This is a genomic window from Candidatus Poriferisodalis sp. (genome assembly GCF_965214215.1).
GTDB lineage: Bacteria > Actinomycetota > Acidimicrobiia > Acidimicrobiales > Poriferisodalaceae > Poriferisodalis.
On record NZ_CBDCBD010000003.1, the window covers coordinates 1,390,491 to 1,407,861 of the forward strand.

16 protein-coding genes and 2 pseudogenes are annotated in these 17,371 nt (G+C 66.7%); 6 read left to right on the forward strand and 12 right to left on the reverse strand.

The annotated features are described in order from the left end of the window. Positions 1 to 22 precede the first annotated feature (22 nt). The 4 genes and pseudogenes from ACOOF5_RS08760 to ACOOF5_RS08775 all read right to left on the reverse strand — a co-directional run. Complete coding sequence (locus tag ACOOF5_RS08760; RefSeq protein WP_420440932.1) at positions 23 to 1,078, reverse strand: LLM class flavin-dependent oxidoreductase; 1,056 nt, start codon at positions 1,076 to 1,078, stop codon at positions 23 to 25. A 58-nt stretch (positions 1,079 to 1,136) separates the two neighbouring features. Then, on the reverse strand, positions 1,137 to 1,493 hold the full coding sequence (locus ACOOF5_RS08765) for a trimethylamine methyltransferase family protein (protein ID WP_420440934.1): 357 nt from the start codon (positions 1,491 to 1,493) through the stop codon (positions 1,137 to 1,139). Positions 1,494 to 1,534: 41 nt separating this feature from the next. Continuing rightward, positions 1,535 to 1,615: pseudogene (locus ACOOF5_RS08770) on the reverse strand (trimethylamine methyltransferase family protein); the annotation flags it as partial. A 13-nt stretch (positions 1,616 to 1,628) separates the two neighbouring features. Beyond that, a pseudogene (locus ACOOF5_RS08775) lies at positions 1,629 to 2,042 on the reverse strand (trimethylamine methyltransferase family protein); the annotation flags it as partial. A 140-nt stretch (positions 2,043 to 2,182) separates the two neighbouring features. Between ACOOF5_RS08775 and ACOOF5_RS08780 the strand changes: the two are divergent. Further along, positions 2,183 to 2,998, forward strand: a complete 816-nt coding sequence (locus ACOOF5_RS08780) for an enoyl-CoA hydratase/isomerase family protein (protein ID WP_420438227.1) — start codon at positions 2,183 to 2,185, stop codon at positions 2,996 to 2,998. Between the two features lie 34 nt (positions 2,999 to 3,032). Here ACOOF5_RS08780 and ACOOF5_RS08785 read toward each other — a convergent pair whose 3' ends face one another. Further along, positions 3,033 to 4,952 (reverse strand): flavin-containing monooxygenase, encoded by a 1,920-nt coding sequence (locus ACOOF5_RS08785; protein WP_420438229.1) that lies wholly within the window; start codon positions 4,950 to 4,952, stop codon positions 3,033 to 3,035. Between the two features lie 169 nt (positions 4,953 to 5,121). Here ACOOF5_RS08785 and ACOOF5_RS08790 point away from each other — a divergent pair, with 169 nt between their 5' ends. The 3 genes from ACOOF5_RS08790 to ACOOF5_RS08800 all read left to right on the forward strand — a co-directional run bounded on the left by ACOOF5_RS08790 (position 5,122) and on the right by ACOOF5_RS08800 (position 9,143). Next, the gene (locus tag ACOOF5_RS08790; protein WP_420438231.1) at positions 5,122 to 7,002 is read left to right on the forward strand and encodes a hypothetical protein; all 1,881 of its coding nucleotides are present in this window, start codon (positions 5,122 to 5,124) and stop codon (positions 7,000 to 7,002) included. A 36-nt stretch (positions 7,003 to 7,038) separates the two neighbouring features. Continuing rightward, positions 7,039 to 8,415 carry a DUF3179 domain-containing protein gene (locus ACOOF5_RS08795; protein WP_420438233.1) on the forward strand — a complete coding sequence of 459 codons (1,377 nt, stop codon included), beginning with the start codon at positions 7,039 to 7,041 and terminating at the stop codon, positions 8,413 to 8,415. Between the two features lie 80 nt (positions 8,416 to 8,495). Continuing rightward, positions 8,496 to 9,143 carry a methyltransferase domain-containing protein gene (locus ACOOF5_RS08800; protein ID WP_420438235.1) on the forward strand — a complete coding sequence of 216 codons (648 nt, stop codon included), beginning with the start codon at positions 8,496 to 8,498 and terminating at the stop codon, positions 9,141 to 9,143. 18 nt (positions 9,144 to 9,161) lie between these two features. Here ACOOF5_RS08800 and ACOOF5_RS08805 read toward each other — a convergent pair whose 3' ends face one another. The 7 genes from ACOOF5_RS08805 to ACOOF5_RS08835 all read right to left on the reverse strand — a co-directional run bounded on the left by ACOOF5_RS08805 (position 9,162) and on the right by ACOOF5_RS08835 (position 13,760). Further along, positions 9,162 to 10,352: a hypothetical protein gene (locus ACOOF5_RS08805; protein ID WP_420438237.1), complete on the reverse strand. Its 1,191-nt coding sequence runs from the start codon at positions 10,350 to 10,352 to the stop codon at positions 9,162 to 9,164. Between the two features lie 15 nt (positions 10,353 to 10,367). Then, positions 10,368 to 11,192 carry a sterol desaturase family protein gene (locus tag ACOOF5_RS08810; protein ID WP_420438239.1) on the reverse strand — a complete coding sequence of 275 codons (825 nt, stop codon included), beginning with the start codon at positions 11,190 to 11,192 and terminating at the stop codon, positions 10,368 to 10,370. Positions 11,193 to 11,225: 33 nt separating this feature from the next. Further along, entirely contained in the window at positions 11,226 to 11,702 is a 477-nt protein-coding gene (gene bfr / locus ACOOF5_RS08815; protein WP_420438241.1) for a bacterioferritin, read from the reverse strand. A gap of 97 nt (positions 11,703 to 11,799) precedes the next feature. Further along, a complete protein-coding gene (locus ACOOF5_RS08820; RefSeq protein WP_420438243.1) occupies positions 11,800 to 12,081 on the reverse strand; it encodes a (2Fe-2S)-binding protein in 282 nt (93 codons plus the stop codon). Positions 12,082 to 12,328: 247 nt separating this feature from the next. Then, the gene (locus ACOOF5_RS08825; RefSeq protein WP_420438245.1) at positions 12,329 to 13,006 is read right to left on the reverse strand and encodes a metal-dependent transcriptional regulator; all 678 of its coding nucleotides are present in this window, start codon (positions 13,004 to 13,006) and stop codon (positions 12,329 to 12,331) included. A 77-nt stretch (positions 13,007 to 13,083) separates the two neighbouring features. Continuing rightward, on the reverse strand, positions 13,084 to 13,260 hold the full coding sequence (locus ACOOF5_RS08830) for a hypothetical protein (protein ID WP_420438247.1): 177 nt from the start codon (positions 13,258 to 13,260) through the stop codon (positions 13,084 to 13,086). Continuing rightward, the gene (locus ACOOF5_RS08835) at positions 13,257 to 13,760 is read right to left on the reverse strand and encodes a hypothetical protein (RefSeq protein WP_420438249.1); all 504 of its coding nucleotides are present in this window, start codon (positions 13,758 to 13,760) and stop codon (positions 13,257 to 13,259) included. The genes ACOOF5_RS08830 and ACOOF5_RS08835 overlap by 4 nt, the downstream gene beginning before the upstream one ends. A gap of 352 nt (positions 13,761 to 14,112) precedes the next feature. Between ACOOF5_RS08835 and ACOOF5_RS08840 the strand changes: the two genes are divergently transcribed. Then, a complete protein-coding gene (locus tag ACOOF5_RS08840) occupies positions 14,113 to 14,880 on the forward strand; it encodes an SDR family NAD(P)-dependent oxidoreductase (protein ID WP_420438251.1) in 768 nt (255 codons plus the stop codon). Between the two features lie 66 nt (positions 14,881 to 14,946). Continuing rightward, a complete protein-coding gene (locus ACOOF5_RS08845) occupies positions 14,947 to 17,346 on the forward strand; it encodes a xanthine dehydrogenase family protein molybdopterin-binding subunit (RefSeq protein WP_420438253.1) in 2,400 nt (799 codons plus the stop codon). Positions 17,347 to 17,371: the final 25 nt, after the last annotated feature.

Consider the following 17,371-nt stretch of genomic DNA (forward strand, 5'->3'; position numbering starts at 1 on the left):
GGGCCGAACGCGCCGCTAGCCGCTACGACAAGTTGGCGCGGACTTGGGGGATGACATCGCGCGCCATGCGTTCCAGCGAATCGTTCATGACCGACGGCGGCAGACCGGGCGGGCCGCCCCAGGTGACTAGGTCGGTGACGTCGTGGTCGCGGATCATGGCGGTCAGCTCGCCGACGCAATGGTCGGCATCGCCGACGGTCCACACGAGCGGGTTGAGCGGATCGGGCTGGCGTGGACCGGTGCGAGCCGAACGCTCACGGGCCGTCTGCTTGTGGTCGGTGCTGGCCTTGATGATGCCGACATAGACGCCGCGGCGGTACTTCTCGGCCGCGGCTACTGCTTCCCAGTTCGGGTCGTCGGCCGCGTCGGAGCCGTCGGTCACGTATACGCCGCGAATGATCCCGACCCGCTTGTCGCCGGGATCCCGACCGTCCGCCGCCAGCGCTTCCTTCCACGGCTCGAGCACGGCAGCTTTCGGGCCTTGGGGCAGCAGGTTGGTGTCGAATCGGGCAGCCCGTAGCGCGCCGGCCACGCTGGTGGCCGCCACCCACAGCGGTGGTCCGCCGGGTTGCACGGGATCGGGCGTGACCCGCAGGTCGCGGTAGGTGTAGCGCTTGCCCTCGTAGCTGAACGGCTCGCCCGACCACGCCAGTCGCAGGATCTCGATGGGCTCCTCGGTCAGCGACACCCGCCGGCTGAGCGGCAGCCCGAACCCGGCGAATTCGTGGGCGGCGTAGCCCATGCCGATGCCCAGTTCCATCCGGCCACCCGAGATGTTGTCGAGCACGGCCAGGTCCTCGGCCAGCCGCACCGGATCCCGGAACGGCATCAGGCAGATGTCGGTGGAGAATCGGATGCTGGTGGTGAGCGCAGCCGCGGCGCCCGCCACCGGCACGAAGTTGGGCAGGTAGCCGTCGGCCATGAAGTGATGCTCGGTGAACCAGCACAGCTCCATGCCGAGCTGTTCGGCCAGCACCACCTGCTCGAATGTCTCGGCATACACCTGCGGCATCGTGACATCGCTGCCCGGCGGGCAGCGGAAGTCGTGCACGATCCCGAACCTGAGCGACTGCGCCATCGCGTACTCCTCATTCGAATACGGGAAGCTAGTTCGACGCTTGTGGAGCCATCCGGGCTCAGTACCAGGCGTCGGGAACGGCTGCTTTGCGCTCGGTGACGAACGCCTGCAGCTCCCGGTCGACCGCAGGATCGAATGGCGGGGGCGGCTCGTAGTCGGCCAGCGTCTGCTTCCACTGCCGGTTGGCTCGCTGGGCCATGTCGAGGCTGCCCTCTTCAGACCATTGCTCGAACGAGCGGGTGTCGCACAAGGCAGCCTCGAAGTTCGCCGACTCGAAGTTGGCCATGGTGTGAGCGGTCGCCAGAAAATTGCCGCCCGGACCGGCTTCGTTGAACGCCGACGACCCGAGCTCATTGTCGTCGATGGCAAGGCCCTCCAGCAGCCGGTGCAGCATGCCGCAGCGGTCGGCGTCCATCGCGACGACTCGGCGGTCCCGAACGTCGGCGCACCCGAGCGGAGATCCATGGTGGTCAGAAAGTTCCCGTAGATCATCGGCGAGCCGGGCTGCACCAGCTGGGTGAGGGCGATACCAGTCATGGCTTCGGCCGAGGTCCGTTACGAACGGCGGGCCGTACGTAGGCGTGAAGAGCACGTGATCGCCGCCGATCTCGATACGCCGACCGTCGCGGCCCCACATGGCAAAGCGCCCCGGCGCCGTCGAGCACAGTTGGCGGGCTAGGCCGGGCTCGAATCGCACCCGTACACCGTCCACCTGCGCACCCGCGGCTCGGAGCAGTTCCAGAGCCTCGTCGTCGCCACGGAACTCGACCCCGATCTCGGACAGGATCCAGTCGGCATGAGCTTCGAGCCGAACGAGATTCGCGTCGTCGAGCAGCTCGTAGGTGGGAATGCTGCGTCGCGGCGTGGTTCCGGCCGCCGTTGGCGTCGGACCGGCGGTGCGTGCTGCAACCCGGCTCGATCGCCCCCTCCGCACGCTTCGACCGCTGCCATCCCCACCGGCCATCGGCACATTCTGGGCGACGCCGGAGACCGGCCGCGCCCTTCACCCGCCACGGCACCGTGCAACAGCGGCTGGGTACTGTGCCGATCAGTCCGCAACGTCCCACGGCGTCGTTCCGGTTCACGGCACAGGAGCATCCGCACATGGCAGACACATACGAGAACTTGGCGATCGACGCACCAGCAGACGGCGTCGCCCGCATCACGCTCAACCGGCCCGAACGGCTGAACGCCATCACCCATGGTTTGGTCAGCGATTTGCATGACGTGTTCAGTGCCGTCGACGCCGACCACGACACCCGCGCCATCGTGCTGACGGGTGCCGGTCGAGGATTCTGCGCCGGGCTCGACCTGACCGGTTACGGCACCGTGCCGGGCACCGAGGACCACGGCGGCCCCCAGCGCGGCATGGCCGTCCAACAGGAGATCGCCGAATTGGTCCACCACATGCGCGACGTGCGCCAGCCGATCATCGCAGCAATCAACGGCGCAGCTGCAGGAGGCGGATTCGCCATGGCCTGCGCATCGGACATCCGCTATTGCGCCGAGAATGCCAAATTCGGCACGGCTTTCGTACGGCTCGGCATCTCGGGCTGCGACATCGGTGTGAGCTGGATGCTGCCCCGCCTCATCGGCGCCTCCCGTGCGTGGGAGCTACTGCTCACCGGCCGGGTTATCGATGCTGCCGAAGCCGACCGGATTGGGCTCGTCAGCGCGGTCGTCCCCGACGACGACCTCATGGATACCTGCCTGGGCGTTGCCGCCGAAATCGCCGCGAACAGTCCATTCGGCGTGTGGATGACCAAGGAAGTCATGTGGTCGAACCTCGAGATCGGCAGTCTGCGCGCCGGCATCGACCTCGAGAACCGCACCCAGATCATGTCGTCGCTCACTGAGGACAGCAAAGAGGCCATGGCGTCGTTCCTCGAACGCCGCCAGGTGAAGTGGTCCAACCGCTGAACGGGGTCGCCACCGCCAGCCGGCCCAAGCGGGGCTAGCCGGCGGGTTGGGTCACCCGTTCCGATTTGAACTCGAACAGATACGGGTCGAGCGATTCCTGGGCGGCGATCCGGAACTTGTGCCAGTAGCCGCCGCCGTAGTACGCCAAGCTGCCAGGCTGGGCATCGCCGTGCCCGTTGTAATACGACAGGCAGTCGCGCAGCGGAGCGGTGGTGATGTCAGCCACCCGGCAGTGCTCTGCGTAGGACACCTCTGAGTCTTCAGTGATGTCGACCACGTTGAGCGCCTTGTCCCGCATCTCGGTCAGCATCCAGATGATGTAGTCGCCGTGGGTGTCGATGGCGTCGGTGAAGTTGAAGCTGCCGCCGCCGCCTTGGGGACCCGACACAATGAACAGGTTCGGGAACCCATGGCTGTGCAGCCCGAGGAACGTCCGGGTGCCCTGAGTCTGCCACTTCTCGCTCAGCGTCACGCCGTCGCGGCCCTCGATCATGTTGAACGTCGAGGTTGCCATCCACTGGAACCCGGTGGCGTAGATGAGCACGTCGAGGGGGTACTCGATGCCCTCGTGCACGACGCCTCGCTCGTTGATCTCCTGCACTCCCATCGGTGCGGTGTCCACTAAGTGCACATGGGGCAGATTGAACGTGGGCAGGTACTCGTCGTGGAATGTCGGTCGCTTGCAGCCGTAGGGGTAGTACGGCTTCAGCGCTTCAGCCGTCTTTGGGTCCTCCACGATCGCATCCACCCGGGCGCGGATCTGCTCCATGATCCGGAAGTTTGTGTTGAGCTGCTTTTGCACCAGCTCTTCGGGCGACAGCTTGCGCTCATGCTGCTTGCGCTCCTTGAAGTCATCCACCCGGCCGGCGAGGTAGTCGTCGTTGGCCTTGATGGCAGTGCGGCCCGACGAGATGCGCGAGAACCGCTTGCGCCGTGCCCGTGCCCAGCCGGGCTCCTTCGACCATTCGGCGATCTCTTCGAGGTCGGTGGCCCGCTGGTCGCGCACGTCGATCGACGACGGCGTCCGCTGGAACACGTACAGCTCGCCGACGACCTTGGCGATCTCGGGAATGACCTGCACCGCCGTGGCGCCGGTACCGATGATGCCGACGCGCTTGCCTTCGAGATCGATGTTGTAATCCCAGCGTGACGTGTGGAATGACTCCCCGTCGAAGCTGGCCATGCCGTCGATGCGGGCCAGTTTTGGGCTGGTCAGGATGCCGTTGGCCAAGATGACGTAGCGGGCCTTCATGGCATCGCCGCGGTCGGTATAGACGGTCCAGCGGCCCGTCTGCTCGTCCCACACGGTCGAATCCACCGTGGTGTGGAATAGGCAGTGGTCGTAGAAGCCGAATTTGTCGGCCATCGACTGGCAGTACTCGAGGATCTCGAAGCCCGACGCGAACTTCATCGAGGGGATGTAGCCCATCTCCTCCAGCAACGGTAGGTAGCTGTAGGACTCGACGTCACAGGCGATACCCGGGTAGCGGTTCCAGTACCAGGTGCCGCCGACGTCGCCGCCCTTCTCGCAGAAGCGCACGTCGGTGAAGCCGGCGTTGCTCAGCTTGTGCCACAGCAACAGCCCGGCGAACCCTGCACCGATCACCAACACCTCGCATTCGTCGTCGAGCGCTTCACGCTCGATCGGCGGCTCCGAATACACGTCGTCGAGGTAACGCTTGAACTCGCCTTCCATCGCCATGTAGTCCGCCGCGCCCCGGCGCCGTTCTTTGAAGTCCCGGTATTTGGCCTGTTCCTCGGCATTGAACACGGCACCAGGCGGGGGAGGCGGCAGCTCCTTGAGGTGCTCATCGGCTGTCACCGAGTAGCCCTTGCCGGCGATCTTCTCCGATGCCTTCGCCGCCCGGGTGTTGAAGACCTTGCGACCCGTTTCGGAGTCGATGCTGATCGCTGGACGCATGCCCACATCCTCTGTCGTCTGGCCTGCTGCCATGGTTCTGACCTCCGTGCGTGCGCTTCGCGCTGCGTCGCCGAACTCGTCGGGTGCTTGCCGCGCCGACCGGCCGCTTCGCCCCGGTCGATGTTAGGGGAGGCACGCGACACGTTGCCGGGCCGGCACCTCGCCTGCGTGTGACAGCCTTCGCAACGACATGCAGCGTCACATGCCGCGAGCACTCGCGTGGTTCTCCGTGGGAACGGGCGTGCTGGCAGCCGTGCTCTCGGGACACCTGATCACGGCGATGGCCGCGGGCGGGCCGGTAGCGGTACCTGACGTCCCGGCCTATCTGGGCATCGCCCAATGGGTCGGCGGCGACGGGCTCGCGCCCGAGAGCATTCCGTTCCAGCCCGGCTACGGACTGCTGCTTGCACCGCTCGTGGCGCTGTCTGGTGTCTCGCTGCTGAGTGTCCAGGGCGAGGCGGTGCACCAGCTCGCGCTGATCGTGAATTCGCTGGCGGCGGCTGCAGCGGTCTTCGTTGCGGGACGCCTGGGAATGATCCTGTCCCGACGCTGGTGGGTGGCAGGCGCAGCAGCGCTTATCGCAGCGGTGCATCCGTCGCTGTCGAGCGCGTCGCGCATCGCGTGGCCCGAGACACTGCTCGGATTGGCGGTGCTCGGGGTCGCCACAGCGGTCGCCGTCACAACTCAGCGCGGAACCGCCGCATGGCGGATCTGGGGCAGCGCAGGAATGCTGGCCACGCTGGCGGTGTCGCTCCACGCCAGGATGGTCGTGCTGGTAGTCGCCCTCGTCGTGACGGCAGCGGTGTGCCGCATCGGCCGCCGTGCTTGGATCGCCCTCGGCGGCGGGTTGCTGATCGGCGCAACAGCGACGATCATGGCGCTGCTGCTCACCGACACGTGGCCGGGAGCGCGGCTCAGCGAGGCCGCCCAGCTTGACCGTGGCCTCGAACCGATCGCCACGGTGTCCGGCCAGCTGCTGGCCTTGGGTGCCGGAACGGTCGGGCTCGGGCTGATCGGTCTCATCGTCGGCATCGGTAGCGCATTCGACGTGTTCGCAAGGGCGCCTGCTCGCAATCCGGACGAGCTGATCGACGGCGACGCGCCGGCAGCGACGACCGCCGTTGCGCCCGATCCGCAGGGGCATTCGGGGCAGCGACAGCGAGGAGGCCCCAACGCGGGCCTGCACCGTGGCGATCCGCATGCGTTCGCGGCACTCTTCTTGGCCCTCGGCGCAGTCGGGGCCGTGCTGGTTGGCGGTTGGACTTTGACCGGCAGCGACCGGGCGGATGCGGTGCTGTACGGGCGCTATCTCGACCCGTGGGCGGTGCCGCTTGCGATCGTGGCGCTTTGCTGGTTGGCAACACGATCTGCGAAGCAACGCCGCGTCTTGGGGGTGCTGGCGGTGAGCGCAGCGGTGCCGCTGGTCGCCTGCGCCGTGGTCGTGGGCGCCGCGGGCTCCTATGACGCAGCTCCCCGCCGCATCATGACCCTGTCATTCAGCCCGGCGTGGGTCTGGCTGGACGAGCGATTGTCGCTGGTTGCAGTAGCTGCGCTCGGCGTGACCCTTGTCGGCGTGCTGGCAGCCGCGGCCGTGGTGCGCTGGGGAGGCGTTGATCGAGACCACCTGGCAGCCCCACCGCAGGAGTCGGCCCCCTCCAGCAAGCCGCCGCGCCGATACCTGGCATCGGGCGCCGCCATGGCACTCGTCGCGGCCGCCGTCGGGCTCGGGGCTGCAGCGACGGTGCTGAATCACCGCCATCTCGCCGATGTCGGTGCCGTTGCACGCAACCAGGCCACCGCAGCCCACGCGGTTGCCGACGCCGCCGATCTCGCCAATCTGGACTGCCTCGGCCACGACCGAACATCAGTGCCGGACTATGCGCTGTGGCTGTACCGCTTGGAAGTCCCCGAGATCGCACACGAACGGATCAGCCTGAACGCCGGCAGCACGTCCTGCTCGGAGTTGGTCATTGCCGACGACGATCTTGGGCAGCGTTGCACGAATGCCCGGCGCCTCGTCGACGAACCCGCGGCGTCGTGGGCGCTGTGGCATCTGCCTGGGCGCATGTGCATCGGTCTGTGAGCAGATGGGCCTGGACTGCCGGAGTAGCGTCGCACGATGGCTCCACGACAGCGGCATTCGTCCCGGCTGAAGGTCGCGCCGGCACGACCACTTGCCGCTGGTGGCATCCCGGCGCTGCTGGCAGCCGCGCTCATGCTCATCGCACTGGGATGCGCAGACGCCTCGTCAGGCGAGGAGGAGCCCGCGCCGGACACCGCTGGCTCAGACGCAACACAGACGGGGGCACCGAGTGCCGACACCGCACCGGCGACAACGGCGACCGCGCCCGCGACAACCACTCCAGCCGAGGTGATCGTCGACGTCAAGGTCACGCAGATCCCTGGCGGCCCGCGCGAAGTCACCGTCTCGGCGCTGCGCGAGGGCATGACTGCGCCGCTGCTGCCTGAGCCGCTGGTGTCTCCGGTCGATGTCCTGTCCGGCGGACCGGCGCCCGACGGCATACCTGCCATCGACGTGCCGGAATTCGAACGGGCTACCGACGTCGGATTCCTGCAGCCCCAAGAGGCTGTCGTCGCGCTCACGCTCAACGGTGATGCCCGCGCCTACCCGGTGCAAGTGCTGCTGTGGCACGAGATTGTCAATGACACCGTCGGCGGCGAGCCCGTCACCATCACCTACTGCCCGCTGTGCAATACCGCCATCGGGTACTACCGCCAGCTCGGCGACCGAATTTTCGACTTCGGCACCTCGGGACGGCTCTACAACTCGGCGCTCGTCATGTATGACCGCCAGACCGAGAGCCTGTGGGCCCACTACACCGGTCAAGCCATCGCAGGCGCGCTCACCGGATCCCAACTCGAACTCATACCAGTCGCCACGGTGGCCTTCGAGACGTTCCTCGACGAGCACCCCAACGGTCTGGTGTTGACCAGGCCCGGCGGTCTCGGCCGGCAATACGGCACCAATCCCTATGCCAACTACGACTCTCCCGACGGCAATCCGATCTTCTTCGGCGGCACGCCCGATCCGCGACTGCCGCCACAGACCCGCGTGCTGGTCGTCCGCAACGGCGGCGCTTCGCTCGCGGTCCAGCACGATTCGTTGCAGTCCGAAGGCGTGCTGCCGCTGGATCTGGGTGGCTCGCAGGTCGTCGCCTTCCATCTGCCGGGCACCGCCACGCCGATCCAGCACGATCAGGTCGCGTTCGGCCGCGATGTCGGCGCGACCGGAGTGTTCGACCCATCGGTGAATGGCCAGGTGCTGACCTTCACGCGCGTGCCCGACGCTGCGAGCTCGGACGGCCCAGGAGGCTTCACCGACGATCAAACCGGCACGACATGGTCGATACTCGGCCGGGCCCTCGCCGGCCCGCTGGCCGGAACCCAGCTTCAGCCCATCGAGCACATCGACACCTTCTGGTTCGCAGCAGCCGCCTACGACCTCGACATCAGCCTGCACACACTGGACGGTTAGGCTCCGCGGCGCGCCGAATCACGGAGCGAACCGCCTCGACAAGCAGGCCAAGCCGGCTCTCACAGATACTCAGACGATCCTTGGGTCCCGACGATGTCGAGTCCAGCGTCGGCGCCTACACCGAGGCGGCGGGGCTGAGCCAGCTCGGGACCTATCTCGAATCGGACTTCACCGCTGTGGATGAACCGGACGAGTCGTTCGATGCCGTCTACGCGCTCGATTCGACCTGCCATGCGCCTGATCGCGTCGACGTCTTCGCGGAAGCGTTCCGTCTGCTCGAGCCAGGAGGCTGCTTCGAATCGTTCGAGTGGTGCCTCACGGATCGATTCGACGCGGGCGACTCGCACCACTGCCAGCTCAAGCACGACATCGAACTTGGTGGCGGGCTTCAGGACATCGTCTCGCTGCACGAGGTGGATGCCGCTCTGGACAAGGTCGGTTTTGAGGTGCTGGAAGCATTCGACATGGCTGAGGCCCCCGAGCCTTCGATCTCGTGGTACCAGCCATTGGCCGGCCCCAGGCTGTCGCTGACAGGTCTGCGAAGCTCGCGTGTCGGGCGATCGGCGACCTACCAGTTCCTGCGGATTCTCGAAGCCCTACGGGTCGTTCCGCGCGGCACTCCGGGAGCGGCGCGACTACTGAACACCGCCGCCGCAGCCCTCGCAGAATCCGGGCGGCTGCGGACATTCACCCCGATGTACTTCGTCCTCGTGCGCAAGCCGGCATAGCCGATCGCAGCGTGGGAATCACAGGCGCCCGACTGCCGAACGTCCGTGATGGCTCGGTGCCCGATAGGGATCCTCCGGCCGCCGGATGCTGGGGCCCTTGGCACCGAACGTGGCGAAGAATGCCGCGATTCCCCCAAGCATCAGGCCGCTGACGACGGCGGCATATGCCGGGTAGTTCGCATGCTCTTTGCCGCAGACGGTGTACCACTCCACCCCATGGGTGGGAGGCGTGGCGCACGCAAATGTGTAGTCCTCCGCGTAGTCGTCCACGCAGAGGTACTTGTCGCGCGTATTGCCGGTGATGTCTGATTCGGAAACGCCGCAAGGGCCGGGCAGCTGGTGGACGCCGCTGCTGCTGTGGGTCTCCGGCGCGAAGAACACCATGCTGAGGGCGAACGCGATCAAGTAGGCGGCGGCTCCGCGCCCTAGCCAGTCCACCGGCTGCTCGTCGGGAAGCGCAGTTCGGCGCCCCGCCAATGAAACTGCGGCATAGAGGACTGCGCCGGTGCAGAAGGCGGCAACGCCGGGCACACCCCCGTCCAGAAGCTGCAGAACGAACATCTGCGCCGTCATCAACGGCGTCGTGAAGCAGGCAGTCAGCGCGATGGCGGCGATGAACCTTCGATGAGTGACGCTCTTGGCACGCAGGACAAGGTCAACCACGAGCGCGAACGCGCCGGTGAACGTGAGTACCCACAGGCTGCTGCTGAGCGGCGCTCCGAAGAGCCGCTCAGCGATGGCGGGATCGGTGTCGTGCCATGTCCACCACAGGAACTTCGCGCCGACGATGTCGTAGGGCGCGTACAGCAGACACGCCACCAGTCCGGTGAGTGCCGCTGCCGGCCAGCGCCCCAACCCGAGCCGACGAACGCCGACTGTCGGCCAGTACAGGAAGACGATGTACACACACGGGATGTACAGCGGCAGGCGTGGGGTGATCATGATGGTCGCCTGGGCCTGCCAGAAAGTGTCGACCACCGGCAACGCCATGAAGATCAGATCGTTCGCAGTGCCGGCGATCAGCGCGGCAGCCCAGATCAGCCGGTTGGCACGGCCTGCGCGGAGCGCGTGGATCAGGGCGAGCGCGGCACACGCGATAATCACGTACTCCCCGATCAGGAACGTCGGCAGCGCGGCCCACTGTTCGGCAGGGACGGTGAACACCTTCCAAGGAAGGTGCGGCGACGTGTCCCACGGCAGTGTTCTCAACGTCGGGTCGCCCTGTCAGTAGCTGATGAACGATTCGAGTTCGCGCCCCGCGTCGGCACCGCCGGTGTCTCGCTCGCCGCGCCCGCCGAAGACCTCCGGGCCATAGCGCCTGCCGTGCCTTCGCAAGGTGCGGTGAACGCGATCCCAGATCATCAGATGCTGTCCGTAGTTCACATGGAAATGGGCGTGATGGTCGTCGTGGAACTGGGAGGGCGGCTGCCACGGCAGCGCCGAGACCCGCTTGACGCCGGAATGACCCTCGATGTTGAACACCACGATGTACAGCAGGACGCCGACGATCGACACGGCGTGGAACGGGATGACGAGCATCGGCGCCAATGTGGCCGCTTGCAGGATCAGCAGTTCCACTGGGTGCAGTGCGAATGTCACGTAGGGCGTTGTTGCGACGAACCGATGATGGAAACGGTGCAGGTGTCTGAACAGGAACCTCGTGTGCAGCGTGCGGTGCACGAGGTAGGCGATGTAGTCGGTCAGCAAGAACAACACGACGGTGGAGCCGAGGGTGTATGCCCAACCGCCCCATCCCGCCACGTCGGTGTAGATGGGCGTGTCCAAGCTGCCGCTGGCGATGACGTAGACAAGAACTCCGCTCAGCAGGCCGCTCAGCGTCATGTTGCGGGTGCCGGACCAGATGGCGAGGCGGTGAAGCTCGGGCGTCAGGTAGCGCTCAGGCTGCAGCTTCCACGATTCCGCCGTCGTGCGCCGCCGGACGTAGTAGCGGACATAGAGGTAGCCAGCGACTGCGTGATAGACGGCAATGCCCGCGAAGCTGGCACCGCCAACGCACGCGATGAGGAGACCCCAGTCGATCCCTCCCATGCGGCCTCTCCCGTTCTGTGGGCCGTCGTCGAGCTAGTCGCCGTCGCCGATCTGTGATTGCAGGTAGCGCTCGACGCCGATGTCTTCGATGATGCTCTGCTGGGTTTCGATCCAGTCGAGATGCTCTTCTTCGCCGACCAGCAGATGCTCGAGAAGCTCCCGGGTGCCCGCATCACCGTGGTCGAGGCACAGGCGGACGCCGCTGCGGTAGCGATCGATGGCGTGCTCTTCGAGCTGGCGATCCAGCGCCAGCTGTTCTGGCACGGTCTCGCCGATCATCACGGTCCCGAGGCGCTGCATATTGGGCAGCGCATCGAGCAGCAGGATGCGCTCGATGAGCTTCTCGGCGTCTCGCATCTCTTCGATGGACTCCTCGTGGTACTGCGACGCCAAGCGTCCGTACCCCCAGTTGTCAGCGATTTTCGAAGCGGCGAAGTACTGGTTGATAGCCGTCAGTTCGGCCGTCAGTGCTTCGTTCAGAAACTCGATGACCTCGGGCGTTCCTCGCATGGTTCCACCCTACGCGCAGGCTGCGCGAAGACACACCGCGGCCGATGACCGACGCGTGCGCTGCGTTCGCTGCGAGCAGGGCGCCGCTCCGCAGCCGCTATGCGCCGACGGCGATCGGGTCGAATGCGATTGAGCGCACCGAGTGGTGCGTCCCCTCAAGCGCGCCATCCCGGCTCTGATCCAGCACCGCCCGAATCGTCATGAGACAGCTGCCGCAATCGGTGCCCGCACCGCACGCCCGCCCGATGTCGCCCACGGAGTCGACGCCCTGGGCGGCAAGGTGGCGGATAGTCGCCTCATTGGTGGCGAGGCATTGACAGACGATCATCGAAGCTGCGGTCTCCGGAATGGCACAGGCGCACACCAGTGAGCGGCGCACGCAACCTTGATGTCCAATGTTAGGCGTCGCTAACGCACTGCGCGCAAGCGCTGATCGACACAGATGCCGTAGCCGCGGAGGCGGCAGGGGACTCTGCGACGTTGCGACCGGTTCCATATTGGAGGCATCGCGACGTGTCGATGATGTCGGTGAGAAATGCGGGTAGGTGCGCATCTCTCGTCGGCTGGATCGCCGGAGCAGAGGGATCTGCCGCCTCCGCAGCGGGCGCACCCAATAGCGCGGCGCCCTAGCTGCCGGCGGTGACGAGGATGCGCGCTGCGGTGTACGCACTGACTCCCACGGTGCCCTCGTCCATCTCGATGGTGGCGGTGCCGTCGGGTGACACCGACATGACCGTCCCTGCGCGTCCGGGCATGAGCCCTGATTGCTCCAGGAACTCGAGCTGCCCAGGCTCGAACTCGAGCTCCTCGGGAATGCGCTGCACGGTGAAGCTCCCGGCCGTGCCGACATCGGCGAGCGGCTTGGCATCGGTGGGAGCGATGTAATCGGAGCCGGGGATCGGGTTGCCGTGCGGGCAGGTGTTCGGATCGTGGAGCACGTCCATCATTGCCCGTTCCACGACGGGGGAGATCACATGCTCCCAGCGGCCTGCCTCGTGATGGGCGTCTGCCCAGTTCAGCTTCAAGATGTCGGTCAGAAACCGCTCTGCCAGCCGGTGGCGGCGGACCACGGTCGTGGCGATCTGCTGGCCCTCGTCGGTGAGGGTGATGTGGGCGTCATCGTCGACCTTGACGAGGCCCTCTCGCTGCATACGCCGGATCATCTCCGACACTGCTGGGCGCGAGACTTCCAGCCGTTCGGCGATGCGTGCCTGGATGACCTCGACGCCATCCTCTGCCAGTTCGTACACCGTCTCGGAGTACTCCTCGAAGGCAGGGTGGTGTTCCACCGGCTCGTACCCCATGATCGCCACCATAGCGGTACCCCGCAGATCGGCTGCACCGGGTTTGGGGGGCGCCTGCATTCCTGCCGTGCGCTCAACTATGCGCCGACCCACCTCGGCAGCACTTCGATGCCGAACTGCCGGCCGTCATTGATGAGCGATCTAGGAATGGGTGACGGATTGTCTTGCCTCAGGCGAGCATGGGCTGTCGCTTCGGGTTCGCCGAAGAGTGCGAGCGCCTCAAGCAGCATCTGCGGATCGTGCCAGTCGGTCACTGTGCGAGCCGGACCGCCGCGCGCCTTGCGGCGCGAGTCAGATGCTCGTCACCGTTCGCGTCTGCGATCCACTGCGCGGGGGTGCGATCGCCAAGGTCAAGCTGGGGAGTCGTGGCCCATGCCGCGATGAGGACGGGGTCGACCTCGTCGAGGTATTCGCAGAATGCTGCGATGATGTCAGCGACGACCGGCCGGACGCGTCGCTGCTCGCGATCGAACTGCCACTCGGGGTACCAACTCGTGCGCTGCCCGTCGAGTGCGATGAGCGAGCCACTGCGCTGCCGCTTTGCCAGCGCCTGCCGGCTGATGCCAAGCAGTTCACGTACTTGAGTGGTGTCGAGGCGATCCCCGATGGCCGCATCCCACGCTGCGAGCGCCATGACCTGCTCGGCAGCGGTGCGCCCCATCCGCCTCGCCGTCTCGTCATCGATCACCGTGGTGTACTTGCGGCCCGATTGTCGGGCGAGAGAGTCGATGAAGCTCTGAGCGACGATCACCATCGGCGCCTCGTGTTCGCTTTGGACACTCTCGCCAACGGACAGACGCTGTCGCAGCGCATCGGTGAGTGCGTCGCCGCTGGCGGTGGTTGGCGTGTGGCACCTCGCGGTTCAGGACGGCGGTTCGGGTATCGGCCTCGGGGCAAGCCTAGTAGTTGGGTCGTCAACCCGTCAACCTGTCTATGAACTCCTTCATATTGACCGGCGCCGGAACGCGTGGGCGCTCACGTCCCGCGCGGGGCTCGGTTTCTTGCCGTCGCAATGGTCCGGCATCGGAGTGCACGGGCGCTTACGGTCTCTTCGGGGCAGACTGACGGTGCCCTCTGTGGGCGGGGCCTACGGAACGGAGTGTGCGATGGATCTGCATCTGGCAGGAAAGAACGTCCTCGTGACTGGAGCAGGGCAGGGGCTCGGCCTGGCCATCGCCGAAGCGTTTGCTGACGAAGGCGCAAACGTGGCCTTCGCGTACAACGCATCGAGCGAGGGTGCGGAAAAGGGGGCTGCCGCTGCCCAGGAAGCCGGCCGCGCGGCACTTGCGATCCGATGCGACGTCACCAGCGGAGGCGACGTGGAGCGCACCGTCAGCGAGGTGGTCAGCCAGCTCGGCAGCATCGACGTGCTGGTCAATAACGCTGCATACACCGATACCGGGCCCTTCCTCGACATCCATGCCGACGATCTGCAGCGCATGGTTGACGTGACCGTCATGGGCACCATGCGGATGACGCAGGCTGTCGTGCGCCACATGGTCGAGGTGGGCATCGAAGGCTCGATCGTGTCGCTCATGGGCGATTCCGGCCGGGTCGGCGAGAGCCGCCTGGCGGGCGTGGCCGCCACAAGGGCGTCGACGATGGGTTTGATGAAGTCGGTGGCGAAGGAGTTCGGCCGCAACGGGATCCGCGCCAACACGGTGTCGCTGGGGCTGGTGCGCTCGGAGCGGTTCGCCCACCACACTGGCAATGCGGACGACGAGCGCATGGCGCGCATCGCCAAGATGTATCCGTTGCGACGGGTCGGCGCACCCGATGACGTTCCGCCGATGGTCCTGCTGCTGGCCTCGCCGCTGTCGGGCTGGACGACCGGCCAAACCGTCTCGGTCAACGGCGGCTACTCGATGGTCTAGGCGGCCAAACTGTCTTTCCGGTGCGTGCCAGCGTGCCGGCGGGACGCCGGTCGGAAAGAGAGCAGCGTGGCAGACGAGCCGTTCCGGCTGGACGAGACAGCGCCGACCGAAGGCGGCCCGTTCGGCGAGCCGATCCCGCGGCGGGAAGACCCCCGGCTGCTGCGGGGACGCGGCAGCTACATCGCGAACATCCGCTACGACGGGCAGCTCGCGGTGGCGTTCGTGCGCAGTCCAGTCGCACATGCCCGCATCGTGGGCATCGACACCTCAGCGGCGTTCGCCGCCCCCGGCGTGGTCGACATCGCCACAGGAGACGACGCCGACTTCGAGCACATGGCACTGGTGGCCGAATCGGCACTGCCAACCCACATCGCTACGCCCCAGCCCGTGCTGGCGGCGCAGAAAGTCCGTTACCAGGGCGAGGCAGTCGCCGCCGTCGTCGCCACGAGTGCAGCCTTGGCGACGGATGCCGCCGAACTGGTCGAGGTCACCTACGCCGAGCTGACCTGCCACGTCGATGCCGTCACTGCCGCAGCGGATCCGAGCGATCCCGTGCACGACATGGCTCCTGACAACCTCATCGTCACACGCCTGTTCGATGCCGGCGACGTCGAGGGGGCCCTCGCCGATGCGCACCTGGTGATCGAGCGGGAGTACCGCACGAACCGTCACGGCGGCACGCCGATGGAGGGCCGGGGCGCGGTGGCGCGCTGGAACAGCGACCGCACCAAGCTCACCTTGCATGCCACCTCGCAGGTCCCGTATCTGCACCGCAACGGCCTCGCAAAGGTGTTGGGGGTGCCCGACGGCGCGGTGCAGTTGCTGGTCGGCGACGTGGGCGGCGGCTTCGGCATCAAGGCGGTGCTGTATCCCGAGGACGCCGTGGTGAGCCAGCTCGCTCGGCGGCTCGGCCAGCCCGTTGGCTGGGTCGAGACCCGCTCGGAGCATCTGCTGACAGCACTGCACGCCCGCGACCATCACTACACCGCGCGGGCTGGCTTCGACGCCGACGGGACGCTCATAGCGGTCGATGCCGCGCTGCACGCCAACGTGGGCGCATACAGCGCGCCGCCCTGGACAGCAGGCATCGAACCGCTGATGGCAGGCGGGCTGCTGACCGGGCCCTACAAGCTCGGCCACTACCGCTGCGACGTGAAAGGCGTTGCCACGAACACCGCGCCGACAGGCCCCTATCGCGGGGTGGCGAGGCCCGCCACGGTGTTCGTGATGGAACGCCTGCTCGACGACGCTGCGGCGGCGCTGGACATCGATCCGCTCGACATCCGCCGCAAGAACCTGGTGGCGCCCGCGGACCTGCCGTACACCGCACCCACCCGCTTGGTGCACGACTCGCGCACCTATCTCGACTGTCTCGAAGGAGTGGTCGAACGCGTCGGCTACGAGGACTTTCGCACGTTGCAGAAGGCATCTGGCGCGCCCGGCGGCGATGGACGGCTGATCGGGATCGGATTCGCTTGCTACAACGAGCTGACCGGCCTGGGACAGAAGGCCTCGGCGGGTCCGCGGCTGCCGTTTCGCACCGGGCACGAATCGGCCAGCGTGCGCATCGACCCCACCGGTGCCGTTACCGCAGCGATGGGAGCGACCTCCCAGGGCCAAGGCCTCGAGACCACGATGGCCCAAGTGGTGGCAGCCGAGTTGGGCGTCAGCGTCGATGACGTATCTGTGGAGATGGGTGACACCGACCGGCTCTCCTTCGGGCTGGGGGCCTTCGCCAGCCGTCAAGGCGTCATCGGCTCGGGAGCGGCCACGCTCGCAGCACGCACGGTGCGGGCCAAGGCGCTCGTCATCGCCGCGCATCTGCTGGAAGCCGAGCCGGAGTGGCTGAGCATCGACGACAGGTTCATTCACACCGCCGACGCGCCTGCTGTCGGCGTGTCGCTGTCAGAGGTCGCTGCTGTTGCCTACTTCGAACCGCAACGCCTGCCGCCCGGCACGGAGCCGGGACTGGAGGCGACCCGCTTCTACGATCCGATCACCGGCACGTTTGCCGCGGGTGCCCAGGCGGCCGTCGTCGAGGTGGACCCCGACACCGGCGAGGTGGACGTGCAGCGGATCGTTTGCGTGGAAGACACCGGGCGTGCGATCAACCCCATGATCGTGGACGGTCAAGTGCAGGGCGCGATCGCCCAAGGTGTGGGCGGGGCGCTGTACGAGCACTTGGTGTACGACGACAACGGGCAGCTGCAGTCGGGCACCTTCATGGATTACCTGGCGATCTCATCGGATCGCGTGCCGCCGATCGAGCTCGGCCACATCGCCGATCCTGCCCACAACCTGAACCAGATCCGTGGCGTGGGCGAAGGCGGCACGCTCGGTCCCTACGCCGCCATCGCGAACGCGGTCTGCGATGCGCTCGCCCCGCTCGGCGTCACCATCGACGATCTGCCCCTCAGCCCCGCCCGGGTCCATGCAGCAATCAGGGCTGCGGGCGCCCAGCGCTAGAGCACAGATGCTGCCTCCCGCATGG

Excerpts from the sequence above, each read along its gene's own strand:
- bfr (WP_420438241.1), bottom strand. The coding sequence starts at position 11,702 with ATGCGAGGAACGCCCGAGGTCATCGAGTTTCTGAACGAAGCACTGACG.
- ACOOF5_RS08810 (WP_420438239.1), bottom strand. The coding sequence starts at position 11,192 with ATGGGAGGGATCGACTGGGGTCTCCTCATCGCGTGCGTTGGCGGTGCC.
- ACOOF5_RS08785 (WP_420438229.1), bottom strand. The coding sequence starts at position 4,952 with ATGGCAGCAGGCCAGACGACAGAGGATGTGGGCATGCGTCCAGCGATC.
- ACOOF5_RS08795 (WP_420438233.1), top strand. The coding sequence starts at position 7,039 with ATGGCTCCACGACAGCGGCATTCGTCCCGGCTGAAGGTCGCGCCGGCA.
- ACOOF5_RS08840 (WP_420438251.1), top strand. The coding sequence starts at position 14,113 with ATGGATCTGCATCTGGCAGGAAAGAACGTCCTCGTGACTGGAGCAGGG.
- ACOOF5_RS08765 (WP_420440934.1), bottom strand. The coding sequence starts at position 1,493 with ATGGACGCCGACCGCTGCGGCATGCTGCACCGGCTGCTGGAGGGCCTT.
- ACOOF5_RS08780 (WP_420438227.1), top strand. The coding sequence starts at position 2,183 with ATGGCAGACACATACGAGAACTTGGCGATCGACGCACCAGCAGACGGC.
- ACOOF5_RS08760 (WP_420440932.1), bottom strand. The coding sequence starts at position 1,078 with ATGGCGCAGTCGCTCAGGTTCGGGATCGTGCACGACTTCCGCTGCCCG.
- ACOOF5_RS08790 (WP_420438231.1), top strand. The coding sequence starts at position 5,122 with ATGCCGCGAGCACTCGCGTGGTTCTCCGTGGGAACGGGCGTGCTGGCA.
- ACOOF5_RS08835 (WP_420438249.1), bottom strand. The coding sequence starts at position 13,760 with ATGGTGATCGTCGCTCAGAGCTTCATCGACTCTCTCGCCCGACAATCG.
- ACOOF5_RS08825 (WP_420438245.1), bottom strand. The coding sequence starts at position 13,006 with ATGGGGTACGAGCCGGTGGAACACCACCCTGCCTTCGAGGAGTACTCC.